18 protein-coding genes are annotated in these 13,837 nt (G+C 28.7%); 11 read left to right on the top strand and 7 right to left on the bottom strand.

What is annotated here, in order from left to right; genetic code table 11:
- Positions 1 to 2: 2 nt before the first annotated feature.
- Both L8X28_RS06200 and pseI read right to left on the bottom strand, forming a co-directional pair.
- Entirely contained in the window at positions 3 to 1,739 is a 1,737-nt protein-coding gene (locus L8X28_RS06200) for a motility associated factor glycosyltransferase family protein (protein WP_263665827.1), read from the bottom strand.
- Between the two features lie 82 nt (positions 1,740 to 1,821).
- Positions 1,822 to 2,856, bottom strand: a complete 1,035-nt coding sequence (gene pseI / locus L8X28_RS06195; protein WP_263665826.1) for a pseudaminic acid synthase — start codon at positions 2,854 to 2,856, stop codon at positions 1,822 to 1,824.
- A 119-nt stretch (positions 2,857 to 2,975) separates the two neighbouring features.
- Here pseI and L8X28_RS06190 point away from each other — a divergent pair, with 119 nt between their 5' ends.
- The 3 genes from L8X28_RS06190 to L8X28_RS06180 are packed head-to-tail and all read left to right on the top strand — an operon-like array spanning position 2,976 to position 4,446.
- Entirely contained in the window at positions 2,976 to 3,398 is a 423-nt protein-coding gene (locus L8X28_RS06190) for a chemotaxis protein CheX (protein ID WP_263665825.1), read from the top strand.
- Positions 3,395 to 3,691: a flagellar motor switch protein FliN gene (fliN, locus tag L8X28_RS06185; protein WP_133319684.1), complete on the top strand. Its 297-nt coding sequence runs from the start codon at positions 3,395 to 3,397 to the stop codon at positions 3,689 to 3,691. Before L8X28_RS06190 ends, fliN begins: the two co-directional genes overlap by 4 nt.
- Positions 3,688 to 4,446 (top strand): hypothetical protein, encoded by a 759-nt coding sequence (locus L8X28_RS06180; protein WP_263665824.1) that lies wholly within the window; start codon positions 3,688 to 3,690, stop codon positions 4,444 to 4,446. Before fliN ends, L8X28_RS06180 begins: the two co-directional genes overlap by 4 nt.
- Here the strand turns inward: L8X28_RS06180 and L8X28_RS06175 are convergent.
- The 5 genes from L8X28_RS06175 to plsY all read right to left on the bottom strand — a co-directional run bounded on the left by L8X28_RS06175 (position 4,443) and on the right by plsY (position 7,969).
- Positions 4,443 to 5,939 carry a Ppx/GppA phosphatase family protein gene (locus L8X28_RS06175; RefSeq protein WP_263659707.1) on the bottom strand — a complete coding sequence of 499 codons (1,497 nt, stop codon included), beginning with the start codon at positions 5,937 to 5,939 and terminating at the stop codon, positions 4,443 to 4,445. The two genes, L8X28_RS06180 and L8X28_RS06175, sit on opposite strands and share 4 nt — an antisense overlap.
- Entirely contained in the window at positions 5,939 to 6,184 is a 246-nt protein-coding gene (locus L8X28_RS06170) for a YfhL family 4Fe-4S dicluster ferredoxin (protein WP_012660922.1), read from the bottom strand. Before L8X28_RS06170 ends, L8X28_RS06175 begins: the two co-directional genes overlap by 1 nt.
- A gap of 119 nt (positions 6,185 to 6,303) precedes the next feature.
- A complete protein-coding gene (hsrA, locus tag L8X28_RS06165; RefSeq protein ID WP_133319681.1) occupies positions 6,304 to 6,978 on the bottom strand; it encodes a homeostatic response regulator transcription factor HsrA in 675 nt (224 codons plus the stop codon).
- 77 nt (positions 6,979 to 7,055) lie between these two features.
- Entirely contained in the window at positions 7,056 to 7,373 is a 318-nt protein-coding gene (locus tag L8X28_RS06160; protein WP_133319680.1) for a dihydroneopterin aldolase, read from the bottom strand.
- Positions 7,358 to 7,969, bottom strand: coding sequence for a glycerol-3-phosphate 1-O-acyltransferase PlsY (gene plsY, locus L8X28_RS06155; protein WP_263665823.1), 612 nt, complete (start codon positions 7,967 to 7,969; stop codon positions 7,358 to 7,360). The genes L8X28_RS06160 and plsY overlap by 16 nt, the downstream gene beginning before the upstream one ends.
- A gap of 198 nt (positions 7,970 to 8,167) precedes the next feature.
- On the opposite strand from plsY, the gene L8X28_RS06150 reads away from it, so the two are divergent.
- The 8 genes from L8X28_RS06150 (at position 8,168) to L8X28_RS06115 (ending at position 13,835) form a co-directional block, all read left to right on the top strand.
- Complete coding sequence (locus tag L8X28_RS06150; RefSeq protein WP_263664993.1) at positions 8,168 to 9,202, top strand: cytochrome-c peroxidase; 1,035 nt, start codon at positions 8,168 to 8,170, stop codon at positions 9,200 to 9,202.
- Between the two features lie 150 nt (positions 9,203 to 9,352).
- Positions 9,353 to 9,661, top strand: coding sequence for a 50S ribosomal protein L21 (rplU, locus tag L8X28_RS06145; RefSeq protein ID WP_263659711.1), 309 nt, complete (start codon positions 9,353 to 9,355; stop codon positions 9,659 to 9,661).
- A gap of 10 nt (positions 9,662 to 9,671) precedes the next feature.
- Entirely contained in the window at positions 9,672 to 9,926 is a 255-nt protein-coding gene (gene rpmA / locus L8X28_RS06140) for a 50S ribosomal protein L27 (protein ID WP_039649045.1), read from the top strand.
- 95 nt (positions 9,927 to 10,021) lie between these two features.
- Positions 10,022 to 11,065, top strand: a complete 1,044-nt coding sequence (obgE, locus tag L8X28_RS06135) for a GTPase ObgE (RefSeq protein ID WP_263665822.1) — start codon at positions 10,022 to 10,024, stop codon at positions 11,063 to 11,065.
- Complete coding sequence (locus L8X28_RS06130) at positions 11,065 to 11,532, top strand: DUF6194 family protein (RefSeq protein WP_263665821.1); 468 nt, start codon at positions 11,065 to 11,067, stop codon at positions 11,530 to 11,532. Before obgE ends, L8X28_RS06130 begins: the two co-directional genes overlap by 1 nt.
- The gene (fmt, locus tag L8X28_RS06125; protein ID WP_263665820.1) at positions 11,529 to 12,440 is read left to right on the top strand and encodes a methionyl-tRNA formyltransferase; all 912 of its coding nucleotides are present in this window, start codon (positions 11,529 to 11,531) and stop codon (positions 12,438 to 12,440) included. The genes L8X28_RS06130 and fmt overlap by 4 nt, the downstream gene beginning before the upstream one ends.
- Positions 12,421 to 13,056 carry a biotin--[acetyl-CoA-carboxylase] ligase gene (locus L8X28_RS06120; protein WP_220566507.1) on the top strand — a complete coding sequence of 212 codons (636 nt, stop codon included), beginning with the start codon at positions 12,421 to 12,423 and terminating at the stop codon, positions 13,054 to 13,056. Before fmt ends, L8X28_RS06120 begins: the two co-directional genes overlap by 20 nt.
- Positions 13,053 to 13,835 carry a ParA family protein gene (locus L8X28_RS06115; protein ID WP_012660935.1) on the top strand — a complete coding sequence of 261 codons (783 nt, stop codon included), beginning with the start codon at positions 13,053 to 13,055 and terminating at the stop codon, positions 13,833 to 13,835. The genes L8X28_RS06120 and L8X28_RS06115 overlap by 4 nt, the downstream gene beginning before the upstream one ends.
- Positions 13,836 to 13,837 lie beyond the last annotated feature (2 nt).

Raw genomic sequence — 13,837 nt, 5'->3', positions numbered from 1 at the left:
AATTATGCCTTTAAATTTTCTTTTATAGTTTTATTATAATTTTCAAGATATAAAATAATCTCATCAAAAAAATCGATTTGTTGTTCTAAGAAAGATTTTGTATTTTTTTCTTTTTCAACTTTGTATTTTAAAACCTCACATTCATTTTGAAAGCATCTAGCTTGTAAAATATCTGAAAAAAATTCACTTTTTGGGAGCTTAAGTCTCAGTTTTTCTAATCTTTCTAAGCTTTTATCTTTAATAGCTTTTTTACATTCATTGATAAAAATTTCACTTTGTTTTATTTGTTTGTTGAGTTTTTCTTTGCATTGTTTTAGTTTTTTTTGTGGATTTTTTGCTTTTGTTAAAATAATATTTTTTTCAATTTTTTCTTTTAAAAACTCTTCACAAATTTCTTTAAAAGGTTTTTCTATGGTCCCTTCTATCCTTGCCCCACCTTCTGTGGCATTATAAGTTTTGATTTTTAATATATCTCTAGCTAGAGCTATATCTTTTTCAAAACTTTTTAAAAACAAATACCATGTGAGTTGTGTCTTTACTTCTTTATTGCCTCCATATGCACAGATTGTTTTATAAACAACTTCTTCATCTCCTTGATCACCATATAAATGTTCTTTTGGGTGAGACTTTCCATCATCACTATAAGCTAGATCTTGCCCTATTAAAATAATATTTTCAAATCTTAAAGCTCCAGCTAACTCATAAGCCATATTAGCAACACTCATGCCATTTCCCAAAAAACCATATTCATTTAAGCCAAGTTTGCTTTCAAAAAACAAAGGTCTTAAAACAAGCATATAATTTCTATTATTTTTTTCTAAATATTCTATGGTTTTAGGATGAGTTAAAGAAGCTATGATAAATAATATATTTTTATCAAATTCTCCAAAATCATTATTAAAAAATTCGCTAGTAAAATCTACTCTTTCTAGTGAAAAGACATAATCAGGCTTAATTCCCTCTTTGGCTAAGATAGCATAAGAGCTATCAGCGCTAAAAATCACAACATTTTCTTGGTATTTTTTTAAAAGCGGAAGTTGTTTCATCAAAGAAGGACCTGTTGAAACTATAATGGCATTTTTTGCTTTTGCTTTTCTATCTTTTATTAGATTTTTAAAAGGCGTATGAGTGATGATTTTTTCTAAATTTATAATATTATGTTTTATTCCTAGCAAAGCATCTTTTGGGTCATTTCCACGAGCAAGCATTAGTGTTTTTATGAGATTTAATAAAATTTGCATCACATTTTGAGCATTGGGTGTATAAAAATTAATATAAAAATCATTATAAAAATGAAAATTGAAAATTTTCAGCGTATGTTTGATTTGCGGATAATTAAATAAAACTTTAAGTTGAGCGGTGTTGATATTTGGTGTAAAAAACAAAATAAGTTTTTCTTTTCTAAGAAGTGTGGTAAAATCAATCATATGAAAAGCTAGATATAAAATTTCTAATTCTTCTTCAAAAATAACAATATGTTTTAAATTCTGATTTTTTAAAAGTTCTATAAAAAATTTTCCATCGCCAAAACCATAAAAAAATAATACTGGATATAATTGAAATTTATCATAATCAAAAGAATGATTTTCATCTAAAAAAACTTGATTTTGCAAATCAAAAATTTTATTTTCTATGATTTTAAATTTATGATTTTGAGTGATTTTTCTCAACTCATAAGCTAGTATTTGATCTACTTCAAAAAGAGCTTGGGTGTTTTTTAAAAATAATTCTTTATTCATTTAAAGTCCAAATTTTTATTTTATTATATCAAAACATATTTTTTACTATCATGATTTTTAAACAAAATATGTTTTTCCATGATTATTCCTTGAAATGTTTTTCTTCTAAAGCTTTAGCAAATTCTATATCACAACTTGCTTTTTTACCAAGCATGATAGGTAAAAATTTAGGATGCAAACCTAGGCTTGGTCTTACGCTTTTTATATTTTCTCGTGTGAAAATATCACCTTTTTTGATGTCTTTACTTGCGTATAAACTTCTTGCAAAATGGCGGTTTTTTAAAGTTTTTTCATCCATGCTAAATTCTTTGTTTCCTAAAGCTTGCTCGCTTAAACGCACCATAGAACACATTTGCTTAAACTCCTCAAAATCAAGACTAAATTTAGCATCAGCGCTATTTAAAGTTTTGTCTAATATAAAATGTTTTTCTATGATTCTTGCGCCAAGAGCTACGGCTAAAGTTGGTGCTAAAAATCCCTCGCTATGATCACTTAAACCAACAATAGTGTTAAATTTTTCTTGTAAAGTTTTTATGACATTTAAATTTAAATCACAAATTTGTGAAGGATAAGCCGAGGTGCATTTAAGCAAAATTAAATTCGGATTGTTTTCTTCTTTAAAAATTTTAATAATCATTTCAAGTTCTTCTTCATAGGCTATGCCTGTAGAAACTAAAGTAGGTTTGTTTTCTTTTGCTACATAACGCACAAAATCATAATCATTTGCTTCAAAGGAAGCGATTTTATAAGCTGGGGGATTAAATTGCCTTAAAAAATTTACATCTTCTTTAGAAAAAGGACTAGAAAAGCAAATTAAACCTTCATTTTTAGCACATTCAAAAAGTTTTTCATGCCACTCATAAGGAGTTTTAGCTTCTTCGTAGAGCTCATATAGTTTGCGTCCATGCCATAAACCACCTTCAATAATAAAATCTTTTTTGTCAGAATTTAGTGTTAAGCTATCTGGGGTATAGGTTTGAATTTTTATAGCATTAGCTCCTGCTTGTTTGGCTGCTTGTATAGTTTTTAAAGCTATTTCAAGACTATTTGCATGATTGGCTGAAAGTTCAGCGATGATGAAAACTTTTTCATTTATGTTAAAATTTTCTATAAACATCAAAAAACCTTTTTTAATTTAAATAAAAATTTACTATATTTTATATTTTAATTATTAATTGTGATTAAAGGTTTATTTAGTAAAATAAATTTATTATAAAGTTATCTAAGGAAAAAACTATGACTAAAACACTAGAATATTCGATTTATCACTTTTGTGAACACATTTTAAAACTTAAAATTACACCAACAAGCGTGATTAGAGGGGAGCTTTATGGGGCTTCTATACCTTTGTATTTTAAAAATGAAGAATATAGTTTTTATCTGTTTTTTCAAAAAAAGGCTCTTAATGAGATTGCGCAATTTTTATTGCATGAAGAGTTAAAAGAAGATGATCTAGCAGATTTAGTAAAAGAAGTAGCTAATCAAATTATAGGTTATGCCAAAAAATTACTTAATGACACTAATGGCAAAGATGAGTATCGTTTGGGTGTTCCTGAATATTTAGGACGTATTGATGGATTTTCAAAAATCAAACTCAAAGAAAAATTTACTTATGAAATGAAAAATGCCCGTTTTAGAATAGGTTATAAAAAATTATGATAGAAGATCATTTAGGATTGTTGCAATCTTATGAAGATATTTTAGATATTAGCGTTGATTTTGTTAGTGAGCTTGGTACTACTAATATGAGTGTAAGAGAGCTTTTAAAGCTAGAAGTTGGTTCTGTGATAGACCTTGAAAAGCCAGCGGGTGAAAGCGTGGAACTTTATTTAAATAGAAGAATTTTTGGCAAAGGTGAGGTAATGGTGTATGAGAAAAACCTTGCTATAAGGATTAATGAAATTTTAGATTCTAAATCAGTATTGCAGTATTTCAAAAAAGAATTGCAATGAAATTTATTTGGATTTTACTACTTGCTTTACCTCTTTTTGGGGCAAAAATTCTTGATTACAATATTTATCCAAGAGAAGATAGGGTGGATATTACTTTTTCATTTGATGTTCCTTATAAAGAAGGTATTAGTCAAAAGAAAAAAGATGGTATTATTATTTTTACTTTAAATGCTAAAAGTGCAAAAGAGGAAGATAGAGCGTTAAATTCTGATATTATAAAAAAAATTAAAATTTTTTCAGAAGATAAAAAAACTTTTATAGCTTTAAATGTAGGTGATAAAATACAAATCACCGCTGATGCAATTGGCGAATATGGTTTAAGGTTGCGTGCTCAAAAAGAAGGTGTAAATTTAAGTACTAAAAAAAGCTTAGAAGAAAAAAACGAGGAAATAAAAATGCAAGAATATGATTTTACAAATTATATTTTAGTTGTAAGCGTTTTGATACTTTTGCTTGTTGGACTTTGGTTTTTAAAAATATATCTAAGACAAAAACACCCTTTAGATAGGAATTTTAATTTAATCTTTCAAAGACCACTTGATAGACACAATCAACTTGTAGTTTTTGAATATGGTTTAAAGCGTTATACTATGATTATAGGAAATTCCAATGTGGTATTAGAAACAAATGAAGCTTTGATAAAAAATGAAGAACAAAACAAAGCACCTCAAAAGCCAAAAGAAAAAGATTTTGACTCTTATTTTGAAGAAAATAAACAAAGATTGCAAAATTTACTTTTAAAACAAAATAATTAATTTTGCTGATTAAAAGCCAAAATGATAAGTTTTGGCTTTGAAATTTTTTTGATTTCTTCTTTTGAAAAATAAATTTGTTTTTTAGTCGAGTATATATACAAAGTATGATTTTTTAGCGTGAAATCAAGATTCTCATCAGTGTCTTTTGCAAGTTTTTTTGATAAAGCTAAAATAAAATTAAGCCAAGCTAATATGTGATTATTTGGTAGTAAATCTTTTATGTTTTCTATCGCAAATGGATTGATTTTTTTTCCATTGGCTTTTAAAATAGTAGAAATTAATAAAATTTCTTTATGTGAAAAACCAAAATGCAGGCTATTTAGAGCTATATAAGCACTATGTTCATTGGCAAAATAGAAATTAATTCTCTCGCCTATATGCGATAATTTTGCAGCATTTATAAGATCTTTTTTAAAAGCAAGATTAATTTTATGGATAGGCAAAAGAGTATCAAATAGTTTATTTGCAAAATAAGCACTTTTATCATTATAATCTATACTAAAACGATCTTGTATAGATTTTAAGCTTGGATTGAAATTCGGAGGAAATTTGGCATTAAATTTTGAAAAATCCGTTGTTTCGTTTTTTATTTTAGTATATTTTTGAAAAAGATTAGATAAAAATACACCTTCTCTAACACCCACTGCAGAGGTGATGATATTTTTAGCTTTTAAATTTTTTGCTAGTGCTAAAAATATCACACATCCTTCTTTTATAGTATCAAAACGATCTTTTTTTATGTTAAAATCATTTAAATTTTTAGCATTTTGAATTTTTTCTATGTGATTTTTTTCTTTTTCAAAACTATAACTAAAATTATGAATCATTTTTAACGGGTAAGAGTTTTTTTTCATTATAGAATTTGACAATGCCCTTAAACTTCCACCTATGGCAATGATATTTTCATTTTGAAAATGCTTTGGAACTTGTTTTAGTGCTTCTTGTATAAATTGATCTAGTGCATTAAATTTTTTTGTATCGTAAAAAATTTCTTTTAATCTTACTGTGCCAAGATCAAGTGAAATACAATCTACAATCTTACCTTCTTTGATTAAACAAAGCTCAGTCGATCCTCCACCTATATCTATAGTGGTGGCATTTTGAATATCTGATAGTAAATTTAGCGCAGCAAGCCCACCTAAAAATGACTCTGTTTTTCCATTAATACATTTTATATTTAAACCTACATTTTTTGCTATTCTAGCTATGAAATCTTTGGCATTGGGCGCATCTCTTAATGCAGAAGTTCCAACAGCAATAATTTTTCTACATTTTTCTTTTAAAGCTTTTTCCTTAAAATAAGTTAAAGCTTTTTCGGCTTTAAGCATGGCTTCTTCTTGAAGAATTTTATTATTATTGTAAGCATTTTCTCCAAGTCTTACTTTCTTTTTGTGCTCACTACAAATGAAAAAACCATATCTTGAGGTTTTTTCAAAAACTACCATACGAACGGAATTAGAGCCAAGGTCAATTACTGCTGTTTTTTTAGCCATTAAATATCTTTATTTTTATGTTTTAAACGAAGCTCATCAATGCTTTCTACATTATCAGGGTCAGGTATAATACAATCTACTGGACAAGCTACTATACAAGCTGGTTCTGAAAATTCATTCACACATTCAGTGCAAAGATCAGGATCTATGACATAAATTGGATCATTATCATAGATTGCTTCATCGGGACATTCTTCCCTACATGCATCACAGGATATGCATTCTCTAGTGATTAAAAGTGACATATTTTTTTCCTTTTTATAAGTAATAAAGCAAACTTATACTATATAAAAACTTATAGGTAATTTAAAATGAAAGAAAAAACAAAATCTACTTTTTAGAATGATTAAATCATTCTAAAATTTTAGTTAGTTTTTTTAGGAAAACAAAAACGATATCCTCTACGACGCACGGTTTCTATGGTAGAGATGTTAAGCGGTTTATCCATTTTTTGTCTTATTTGATTGATTGCAACCTCTATAACATTTGGAGTTACAAGTTCAGGTTCTTCCCAAATAGCATCTAAAAGTTGTTCTTTTGACACAATCTGATCTGAATGTCTAGCTAAATGAGTTAAAACTTCAAAAGGTTTTCCTTTTAATTCTATATCTTTTCCTTGATAAGTGATTTTTTCTTCATCAGGATCAATTACTAAATCATCGATTTTGATCACATTTGTTCCGCCAAATCTAAGTCTAGCTTCAATTCTCGCCATTAAAATTTCAAAATCTAAAGGTTTTTTTATATAATCATCTGCTCCAGCTTTCAAAGCTTTGATTTCATTTTCTTTATCTGCTTTTGCGCATATTGTAACTATAGCAGTTCTTGGAGATTTTTGCTTAATGGCATTAATTAAATCACTTGCGTCATTATTGCCAATAGTCCAATTTGATAATACTAAATCATAGTGTCTAATACCTATAAAATACTCAGCGTCTTTAAAATTTTCTGAAGTATCACTTTGGTAGCCAAACTCATTTAAGGTATTTGATAGAGTTTTATTAAGTGATGCTTCATCTTCTACAACTAAAATACGCATTTTATTCCTTTGAAGATAGTTTTAGTGCAAAAGTATAACACAAATTAAGCAAATGTTCAAAATTCTTTAAAAAAATTTTAATATTTTTTACTCAGACTAGCTCCAACGCATGCATTTTTGATAATATCAGGTTTGTAACAAGTGATATTTATAAATTTAAGCTTTTTATTATGTTTTTTAATATCTTTGCATATGTATTTTAAAGATTTTTCTATAGTTTTAAATTTTTTCTTTTTATAAATTTTTTCTATTCTAATACAAAGTTTTGCATAATCTAAAAATTTTTTACTTTTAGCTTCTAGTTCTATAATAACTTTTTGTTCTTGAATTCTTTCAAAATCCAAAAGCCCTATAATACATTTAAATTCTAAACTGACTTTTATATGACTTTGCATTCTTGTTTTCCAATAAGCCTTAAAATATTTGGTATATGTTTATAAATTACTATAAATGCAATAACAAAAATTGGTGCATGAGTGTTGATCATAGGCATGTCATAATGAAAAATAAATGAAGTAGCTATTAAAACAATTAAAGCTCCTAATGAAGCTAAGCTTGAAATTTTAAATACCTTTCCTATGATAAACCAAGCTAAAACCGCAGATATTATTTCAAAAGGTAAAAATACTGCTAAAACCCCAGCCCCTGTAGCCACTCCTTTACCACCTTCAAATTTTAAATAAGGAGAAAAGCAGTGCCCAAATACTGCTAAAACAGCCATAGTCCATAAGATATTTTCATCATAGTCCATAAATTTTGCCACTAATATAGGCATGATTCCTTTTAATGCGTCTAAAATAGCGGTTGCAATAGCAAGTATTTTAGCTAGTTTAGGATCGCTTTCTTTTACTACCCTTAAAACATTTGTAGCGCCTATACTTTTACTACCCATATTTTTAATGTTTGTTTTAGCAAAAATTTGAGCTAGTAAAAGCCCAAATGGTATAGCGCCTATAAGATAAGCTAAAAGATAGATTATTAAATTTTCCATTTACTTTTCCCTAAGATTTTTGTAAAACTCTGTAATAATAGCAAAAAACCCTGAAATAAATATTTAAGAGATATTTTATCCTATAATAATTTTTATTGTTAAATATAAATTTTTTATATTATTTAAAGAAAATTATAGATATATTTTCAATAAGTTTATTTTAAATAGGCTTTATTTTATCTTATTTAGGAGTAGATAATGAAAAAAATTTCATTATTAGTTGCATCATCATTATTAGTTGCATCAACTGCTTTTGCTAACGATAAAGCTTTGCTTGATGAAGCAAAAGCTGCAGGTTTGGCGCCTTTACCAAAAGATCAGACAGGTGTTGAAAAACTATTAAAAGAAATGGGTATTAAAGCTAGTAAATTCTCTAAAGAGAAAGCTAACCTTGGTAAAAAGCTGTATTTTGAGCCAAGACTTTCTAAAAGTGGTTTGATTTCTTGTAATACCTGTCATAATTTAGGTATGGGCGGTACTGATGGTATAGCGGCTGCTGTAGGACATAAATGGACAGCTAATCCTCATCATTTAAATTCGCCAACAGTTTATAATTCAGTTTTAAATTCAACTCAATTTTGGGATGGTAGAGCAGGAACTTTAGCAGATCAAGCAAAAGGGCCAATCGAAGCAGAACCTGAAATGGCAACTCCTGCCAAATTAGCAGTAGAAAAAATAGCTTCTATGCCAGAATATGTAAAAGAATTTAAAAAAGTTTATGGTAGCAGTGGAGTAACTTTTGATAATATTGCAGATGCTATTGCTACATTTGAAAGAACACTTTTAACTCCATCTAAATTTGATAAATTCTTAGAAGGTGATACAAAAGCTTTAAGTAAAAAAGAAAAAGAAGGTTTGAAAACTTTCATCGATAAAGGCTGTACAGCTTGTCATACAGGAGTAAATTTAGGTGGTAGTATGCAGGCTTTCCAAGTAGCAGCTAAATATAAATTTGCAAATGTAGGAGATTTTAAAGGTGATGCAAATGGCTTAGTTAAAACTCCAACCTTAAGAAATATTGCTGAAACTGCTCCGTATTTTCACAATGGTGCTATTTGGTCTTTACAAGAAGCAATTAAAGAAATGGGCAGTGTGCAACTTGGCATAGAAATTTCTGATAAAGAAGCAGCTTCTATAGAAACTTTCTTACATGCCTTAACAGGTAAAAAACCAAGCATTACTTACCCTCAACTTCCAAAAGCAACTGAAAAAACTCCAAAACCAGAGCTTTAATTTAAACCTTAAGACGCTTTTTGCGTCTTAAGCTTACTTTATATAAAATCAAGATATAATTACTGCTTTTAGCCATTAAAGCTTTCTAAAATTATGTTTATGCATAATGCTTTATGGTGCTACCAAAATATTTTAAGAAAGGATAGCTGTATGTATGCTATTATAAAACACAGTGGAAAACAATACAGAGTAAGCCAAGGTGATGAGCTTAAACTAGATCGTTTTGAAGCTGAAGCAAAATCAAGCATAGAAGTAAGTGAAGTTCTTGCTATATGCGATAAAGAATTAAAGGTAGGTGCGCCGTTTGTTGCGGGTGCAAAAGTTGTTTTAGAAGTGATTGCTCATGGAAAAGACAAAAAAGTTGTGATTTATAAAAAAAGACGTAGAAAAGACTCAAAATTAAAACGCGGTTTTAGAAGACAATTTACTCGCGTTAGAGTAGTAGATATTAAAGCTTAAGGAGTAAAGAATGGCACACAAGAAAGGTCAAGGTTCAACTCAGAATAATCGTGATTCTATAGGTCGTCGTCTAGGTGTTAAAAAATTTGGTGGAGAATTTGTTCGCGCTGGCAACATCATCATCCGCCAAAGAGGAACAGCAACTCATGCGGGTAATAATGTAGGCATAGGAAAAGATCATACAATTTTTGCTTTAATTGATGGTTTCGTAAAATTCGAAAGAAAAGATAAAAATAGAAAAAAAGTTTCTGTTTATCCTGCATAATTTTAAGGCTACTTTGTAGCCTTTTTCTTCTTTTTAATCTTAATATATTAAAAAAAATATAATATCATTTTAAAAATTTATATTTTGGTGATTGTATGTTTATAGATAATGTGAAATTAGTTTTAAGTTCAGGTAATGGTGGCAAAGGTGCTGTGAGTTTTCGCCGTGAAAAACATGTTCCACTCGGTGGGCCTGATGGCGGCGATGGTGGAAATGGCGGCGATATATATTTTATATGTGATAATAATACCCATACGCTAGCGCACTTTAAAGGTAAAAAAGAACTTAAAGCACAAAATGGCCAGCCAGGCCTAGGTCGTAATAAAAACGGCAAAAGAGGGGAGAGTTTAGAATTAATCGTTCCTCAAGGCACTCAAGTAATTGATGCACAAAGTGGGGAAGTTTTGCTTGATATGTTAGTAGAGGGCCAAAAAGAATTATTTTTAAAAGGCGGTAAAGGTGGTCTTGGTAATACTCATTTTAAAAACTCTACTAATCAACGCCCAGATTATGCCCAACCAGGCGTGGCAGGAAAAACCTTAAGCGTGCGCTTAGAATTAAAACTCATAGCAGATGTTGGACTTGTGGGCTTTCCAAATGTAGGAAAATCCACTCTTATAAGCGTAGTATCTAATGCAAGACCTGAAATAGCTAATTATGAATTTACTACTTTAACTCCAAAACTTGGTATGGTTGAAGTAGATGATTATAATTCTTTTGTGATGGCAGATATCCCAGGTATTATAGAAGGTGCAAGCGATGGTAGGGGTTTGGGACTTGAGTTTTTAAGACACATAGAAAGAACTTCTTTTTTGCTTTTTGTGCTTGATCCATTAAGAGATATGAGCTTAAAAGAGCAATTTTGTATTTTAAGAAAAGAATTGGAAAAATTTTCAAGCAAACTTTATGCAAGAAATTTTGGCTTAATGCTTTCAAAAAGTGATAGTTTAAATTTGGGTGAGGAATTTGCACAAAAAATGGAAGAAGATTATAATGAGCTAAAAGCTTATTTGCAAAGTCAAAATAATCCACAAAGTTTTTTTATTAAAGTATCAAGCCTTGAAAAAACTGGACTTAAAGATCTTAAATTTATGCTTTTAGAAGAAGTTAAAAAAATTAGAAGTCAAAATAATCTTTGATGAGTGAAAATTTAACTATAGATTTTATTCAAGAATATATCAAGTCTAATTTTAAAGGCTTGGTATATAAATTTACTTATAAAGAACATAGCTTTTTTTATAATCTCGATAAGGTTTTAAAAAACGGAGTTTATTTTTGCACTATTAAAGAAAATGATGGCATAAATGATAAAGCTTCGAATTTAAATAGAGAAGGTGTATTTCGTCTAAGTTGCTCTCTTTGTGATCAAGATTACCAAAATCTTTTTGGTAAAAAACCTAAAAAAGCTTTAAAGGGTGAGGTTGTTAGTTTAAATTATGATTTTTCTATGCTTGATTTTATCATGCTTCATCCAATTTATGCTTATATGGGATATATTTGCATCAACAACCCTTCTAGAAAAAATTTTGAAATTTTTAAAGATTATCTTGAGCTTTCATATCAAAAAGCTATAAAAACTTATAAAAAAAGGATAGTGGCATTATGAAAAATATCATTTTTATGGGAACTCCATCTTATGCAACTTGTATTTTAAAAGAGCTTGTTGATAAAGGGTTTAATATCCAAGCTTTATTTACCCAACCTGATAAACCTGTGGGTAGAAAACAAATTTTAACCCCAAGTGATACTAAAAAATTTGTTTTAGAAGATAATTTAAATATAGAAATTTTCACTCCAAAAAGCTTAAAAGATGAAAACATAACTAATAGAATAAAAAGCCTAAAACCTGATTTTATAGTTGTTGCTGCTTATGGGAAGATTTTACCAAAAGAAATTTTAGATATTGCTCCTTGTATCAATTTACATGCTTCCTTACTTCCTAAATATCGCGGGGCTTCGCCTATACAAAGTGCTATTTTAAATGGGGATAAAATAAGCGGGGTTTGTACTATGCTTATGGAAGAAGGGCTTGATAGTGGTGCAATTTTAGAAAGTATAGAATGTGATATAGAAGGTAAAAATTCAGCTGAAGTGTTTATTATGCTTTCAAATTTAGCTGCTAAACTTACTGTTTCTACACTTTTAAATTTTGAAAAAATTATCCCAAAAAAACAAGATGAAAATTTAGTTACACATTGTAAAAAAATCAAAAAAGAAGATGGCTTGATTGCTTTAAATAATGCAAATGAAATTTATCAAAAATTTTTAGCTTTTACACCTTGGCCTGGAATTTTTTTAGAAAATGGTTTGAAATTTTTAGATATAGAATTAGTCGATAGTGAAAAAACTCAAAAATCAGGTGTGATTTTACAAATAGAAAAGGAAGGCTTTTTGCTTTCATGTAAAAAAGGTGTTTTAAGGATTAAAAATTTACAAGAAAGTGGAAAAAAGGCTTTAGACGCTAAGACTTATTTAAATGGAAAAAGGTTAAAACTTGGAGATAGTTTATTTTGATGAGCTTGAATCAACTCAAATTTATTTAAGTGATAAAATTCGTAGTGGAGAAATTACTAACAATACAGCCATTTGTGCTTTTATCCAAAGTGCTGGTATAGGTAGTAGGGACAATACTTGGCAAAGTAAGCAAGGAAATTTACATGTATCTTTTTGCATAAAAACTCAAGAATTAGCGCAAGATCTTCCTTTGGCTTCTGCTAGTATATATTTTGCATTTTTAATGAAAGAAGTATTGCAAAGAAAAAATTCGAAAGTATGGATTAAATGGCCCAATGATTTTTATATAGAAGATAAAAAAATAGGCGGTCTGATGAGTTCTAAAATCAATGATTTTTTGGTTGTAGGAATAGGGATTAATCTTAAATATGCTCCATTTAATGCTGAAATTTTAGATATAGAAGTAGATATAGCAAAACTTTTAAATGAGTATTTTTCTTATGTAGATGAGAAAATTTTATGGAAGAATATTTTTAGCAAGTATATGCTAGAATTTGAAAAATCAAGAAATTTTTTTATACATAATGAAGGTAAGATTTTATCTTTAAAAGATGCTTTGTTGTATAAAGATGGTTCTATATTGTTAGATAATAAAAGGATATATAGTTTAAGATGAGTGAGATAATAACTATTGCAAATCAAAAAGGTGGGGTAGGTAAAACTACTACCGCTATTAATCTAGCGGCTTCTTTAGCAGTAGCTGAAAAAAAGGTTCTTTTGATAGATATTGATCCACAAGCTAATGCTACAACAGGACTTGGTTTTAATAGAAGTAATTATGAGTATAATATTTACCATGTTTTTATAGGCAGGAAAAAACTTTCTGAAATCATTTTAAAAACTGAACTTCCACAATTATACTTAGCTCCATCAAATATTTCTTTGGTTGGAATTGAACAAGAAGTAGTAAAAGAAAGCGGAGAATATAGAACGATTTTAAGAGAAAAAATCAAAGAAATTGCTAAAGATTATGATTTTATTATCATTGACTCACCTCCTGCACTTGGAAGCATTACGGTAAATGCTTTTGCAGCAAGCGATAGTGTTATTATCCCTATACAATGTGAATTTTATGCGCTTGAGGGTGTTGCGATGGTTTTAAACACCATAAAATTTGTGAAAAAAACTATCAACCCAAAGTTAAAAATAAAAGGTTTTTTACCAACTATGTATAGCTCGCAAAATAATCTTTCAAAAGATACCGTGGAAGATTTAAAGCAAAATTTCAAGCAAAAGCTATTTAGAACAGGTGATAATGAAGATGATTTTATCATCATACCAAGAAATGTAAAACTTGCTGAAAGTCCAAGTTATGGAAAACCTATTATACTTTATGATATAAAATCCCCAGGTTCAGTAGCATATCAAAATTTAGCACATTCTATATTAGGATAAAA

The organism is Campylobacter sp. CNRCH_2016_0050h (genome assembly GCF_025772605.1).
GTDB lineage: Bacteria > Campylobacterota > Campylobacteria > Campylobacterales > Campylobacteraceae > Campylobacter_D > Campylobacter_D lari_D.
Note: the sequence above shows the minus strand (reverse complement) of the source record. Positions and strands in the feature narration are given on the sequence as shown.

What these genes read in the sequence shown, in the direction of transcription:
- L8X28_RS06200 (WP_263665827.1), bottom strand. Translation starts at nt 1,739, where the DNA reads ATGAATAAAGAATTATTTTTAAAAAACACCCAAGCTCTTTTTGAAGTA.
- pseI (WP_263665826.1), bottom strand. Translation starts at nt 2,856, where the DNA reads ATGTTTATAGAAAATTTTAACATAAATGAAAAAGTTTTCATCATCGCT.
- L8X28_RS06190 (WP_263665825.1), top strand. Translation starts at nt 2,976, where the DNA reads ATGACTAAAACACTAGAATATTCGATTTATCACTTTTGTGAACACATT.
- fliN (WP_133319684.1), top strand. Translation starts at nt 3,395, where the DNA reads ATGATAGAAGATCATTTAGGATTGTTGCAATCTTATGAAGATATTTTA.
- L8X28_RS06180 (WP_263665824.1), top strand. Translation starts at nt 3,688, where the DNA reads ATGAAATTTATTTGGATTTTACTACTTGCTTTACCTCTTTTTGGGGCA.
- L8X28_RS06175 (WP_263659707.1), bottom strand. Translation starts at nt 5,939, where the DNA reads ATGGCTAAAAAAACAGCAGTAATTGACCTTGGCTCTAATTCCGTTCGT.
- L8X28_RS06170 (WP_012660922.1), bottom strand. Translation starts at nt 6,184, where the DNA reads ATGTCACTTTTAATCACTAGAGAATGCATATCCTGTGATGCATGTAGG.
- hsrA (WP_133319681.1), bottom strand. Translation starts at nt 6,978, where the DNA reads ATGCGTATTTTAGTTGTAGAAGATGAAGCATCACTTAATAAAACTCTA.
- L8X28_RS06160 (WP_133319680.1), bottom strand. Translation starts at nt 7,373, where the DNA reads ATGCAAAGTCATATAAAAGTCAGTTTAGAATTTAAATGTATTATAGGG.
- plsY (WP_263665823.1), bottom strand. Translation starts at nt 7,969, where the DNA reads ATGGAAAATTTAATAATCTATCTTTTAGCTTATCTTATAGGCGCTATA.
- L8X28_RS06150 (WP_263664993.1), top strand. Translation starts at nt 8,168, where the DNA reads ATGAAAAAAATTTCATTATTAGTTGCATCATCATTATTAGTTGCATCA.
- rplU (WP_263659711.1), top strand. Translation starts at nt 9,353, where the DNA reads ATGTATGCTATTATAAAACACAGTGGAAAACAATACAGAGTAAGCCAA.
- rpmA (WP_039649045.1), top strand. Translation starts at nt 9,672, where the DNA reads ATGGCACACAAGAAAGGTCAAGGTTCAACTCAGAATAATCGTGATTCT.
- obgE (WP_263665822.1), top strand. Translation starts at nt 10,022, where the DNA reads ATGTTTATAGATAATGTGAAATTAGTTTTAAGTTCAGGTAATGGTGGC.
- L8X28_RS06130 (WP_263665821.1), top strand. Translation starts at nt 11,065, where the DNA reads ATGAGTGAAAATTTAACTATAGATTTTATTCAAGAATATATCAAGTCT.
- fmt (WP_263665820.1), top strand. Translation starts at nt 11,529, where the DNA reads ATGAAAAATATCATTTTTATGGGAACTCCATCTTATGCAACTTGTATT.
- L8X28_RS06115 (WP_012660935.1), top strand. Translation starts at nt 13,053, where the DNA reads ATGAGTGAGATAATAACTATTGCAAATCAAAAAGGTGGGGTAGGTAAA.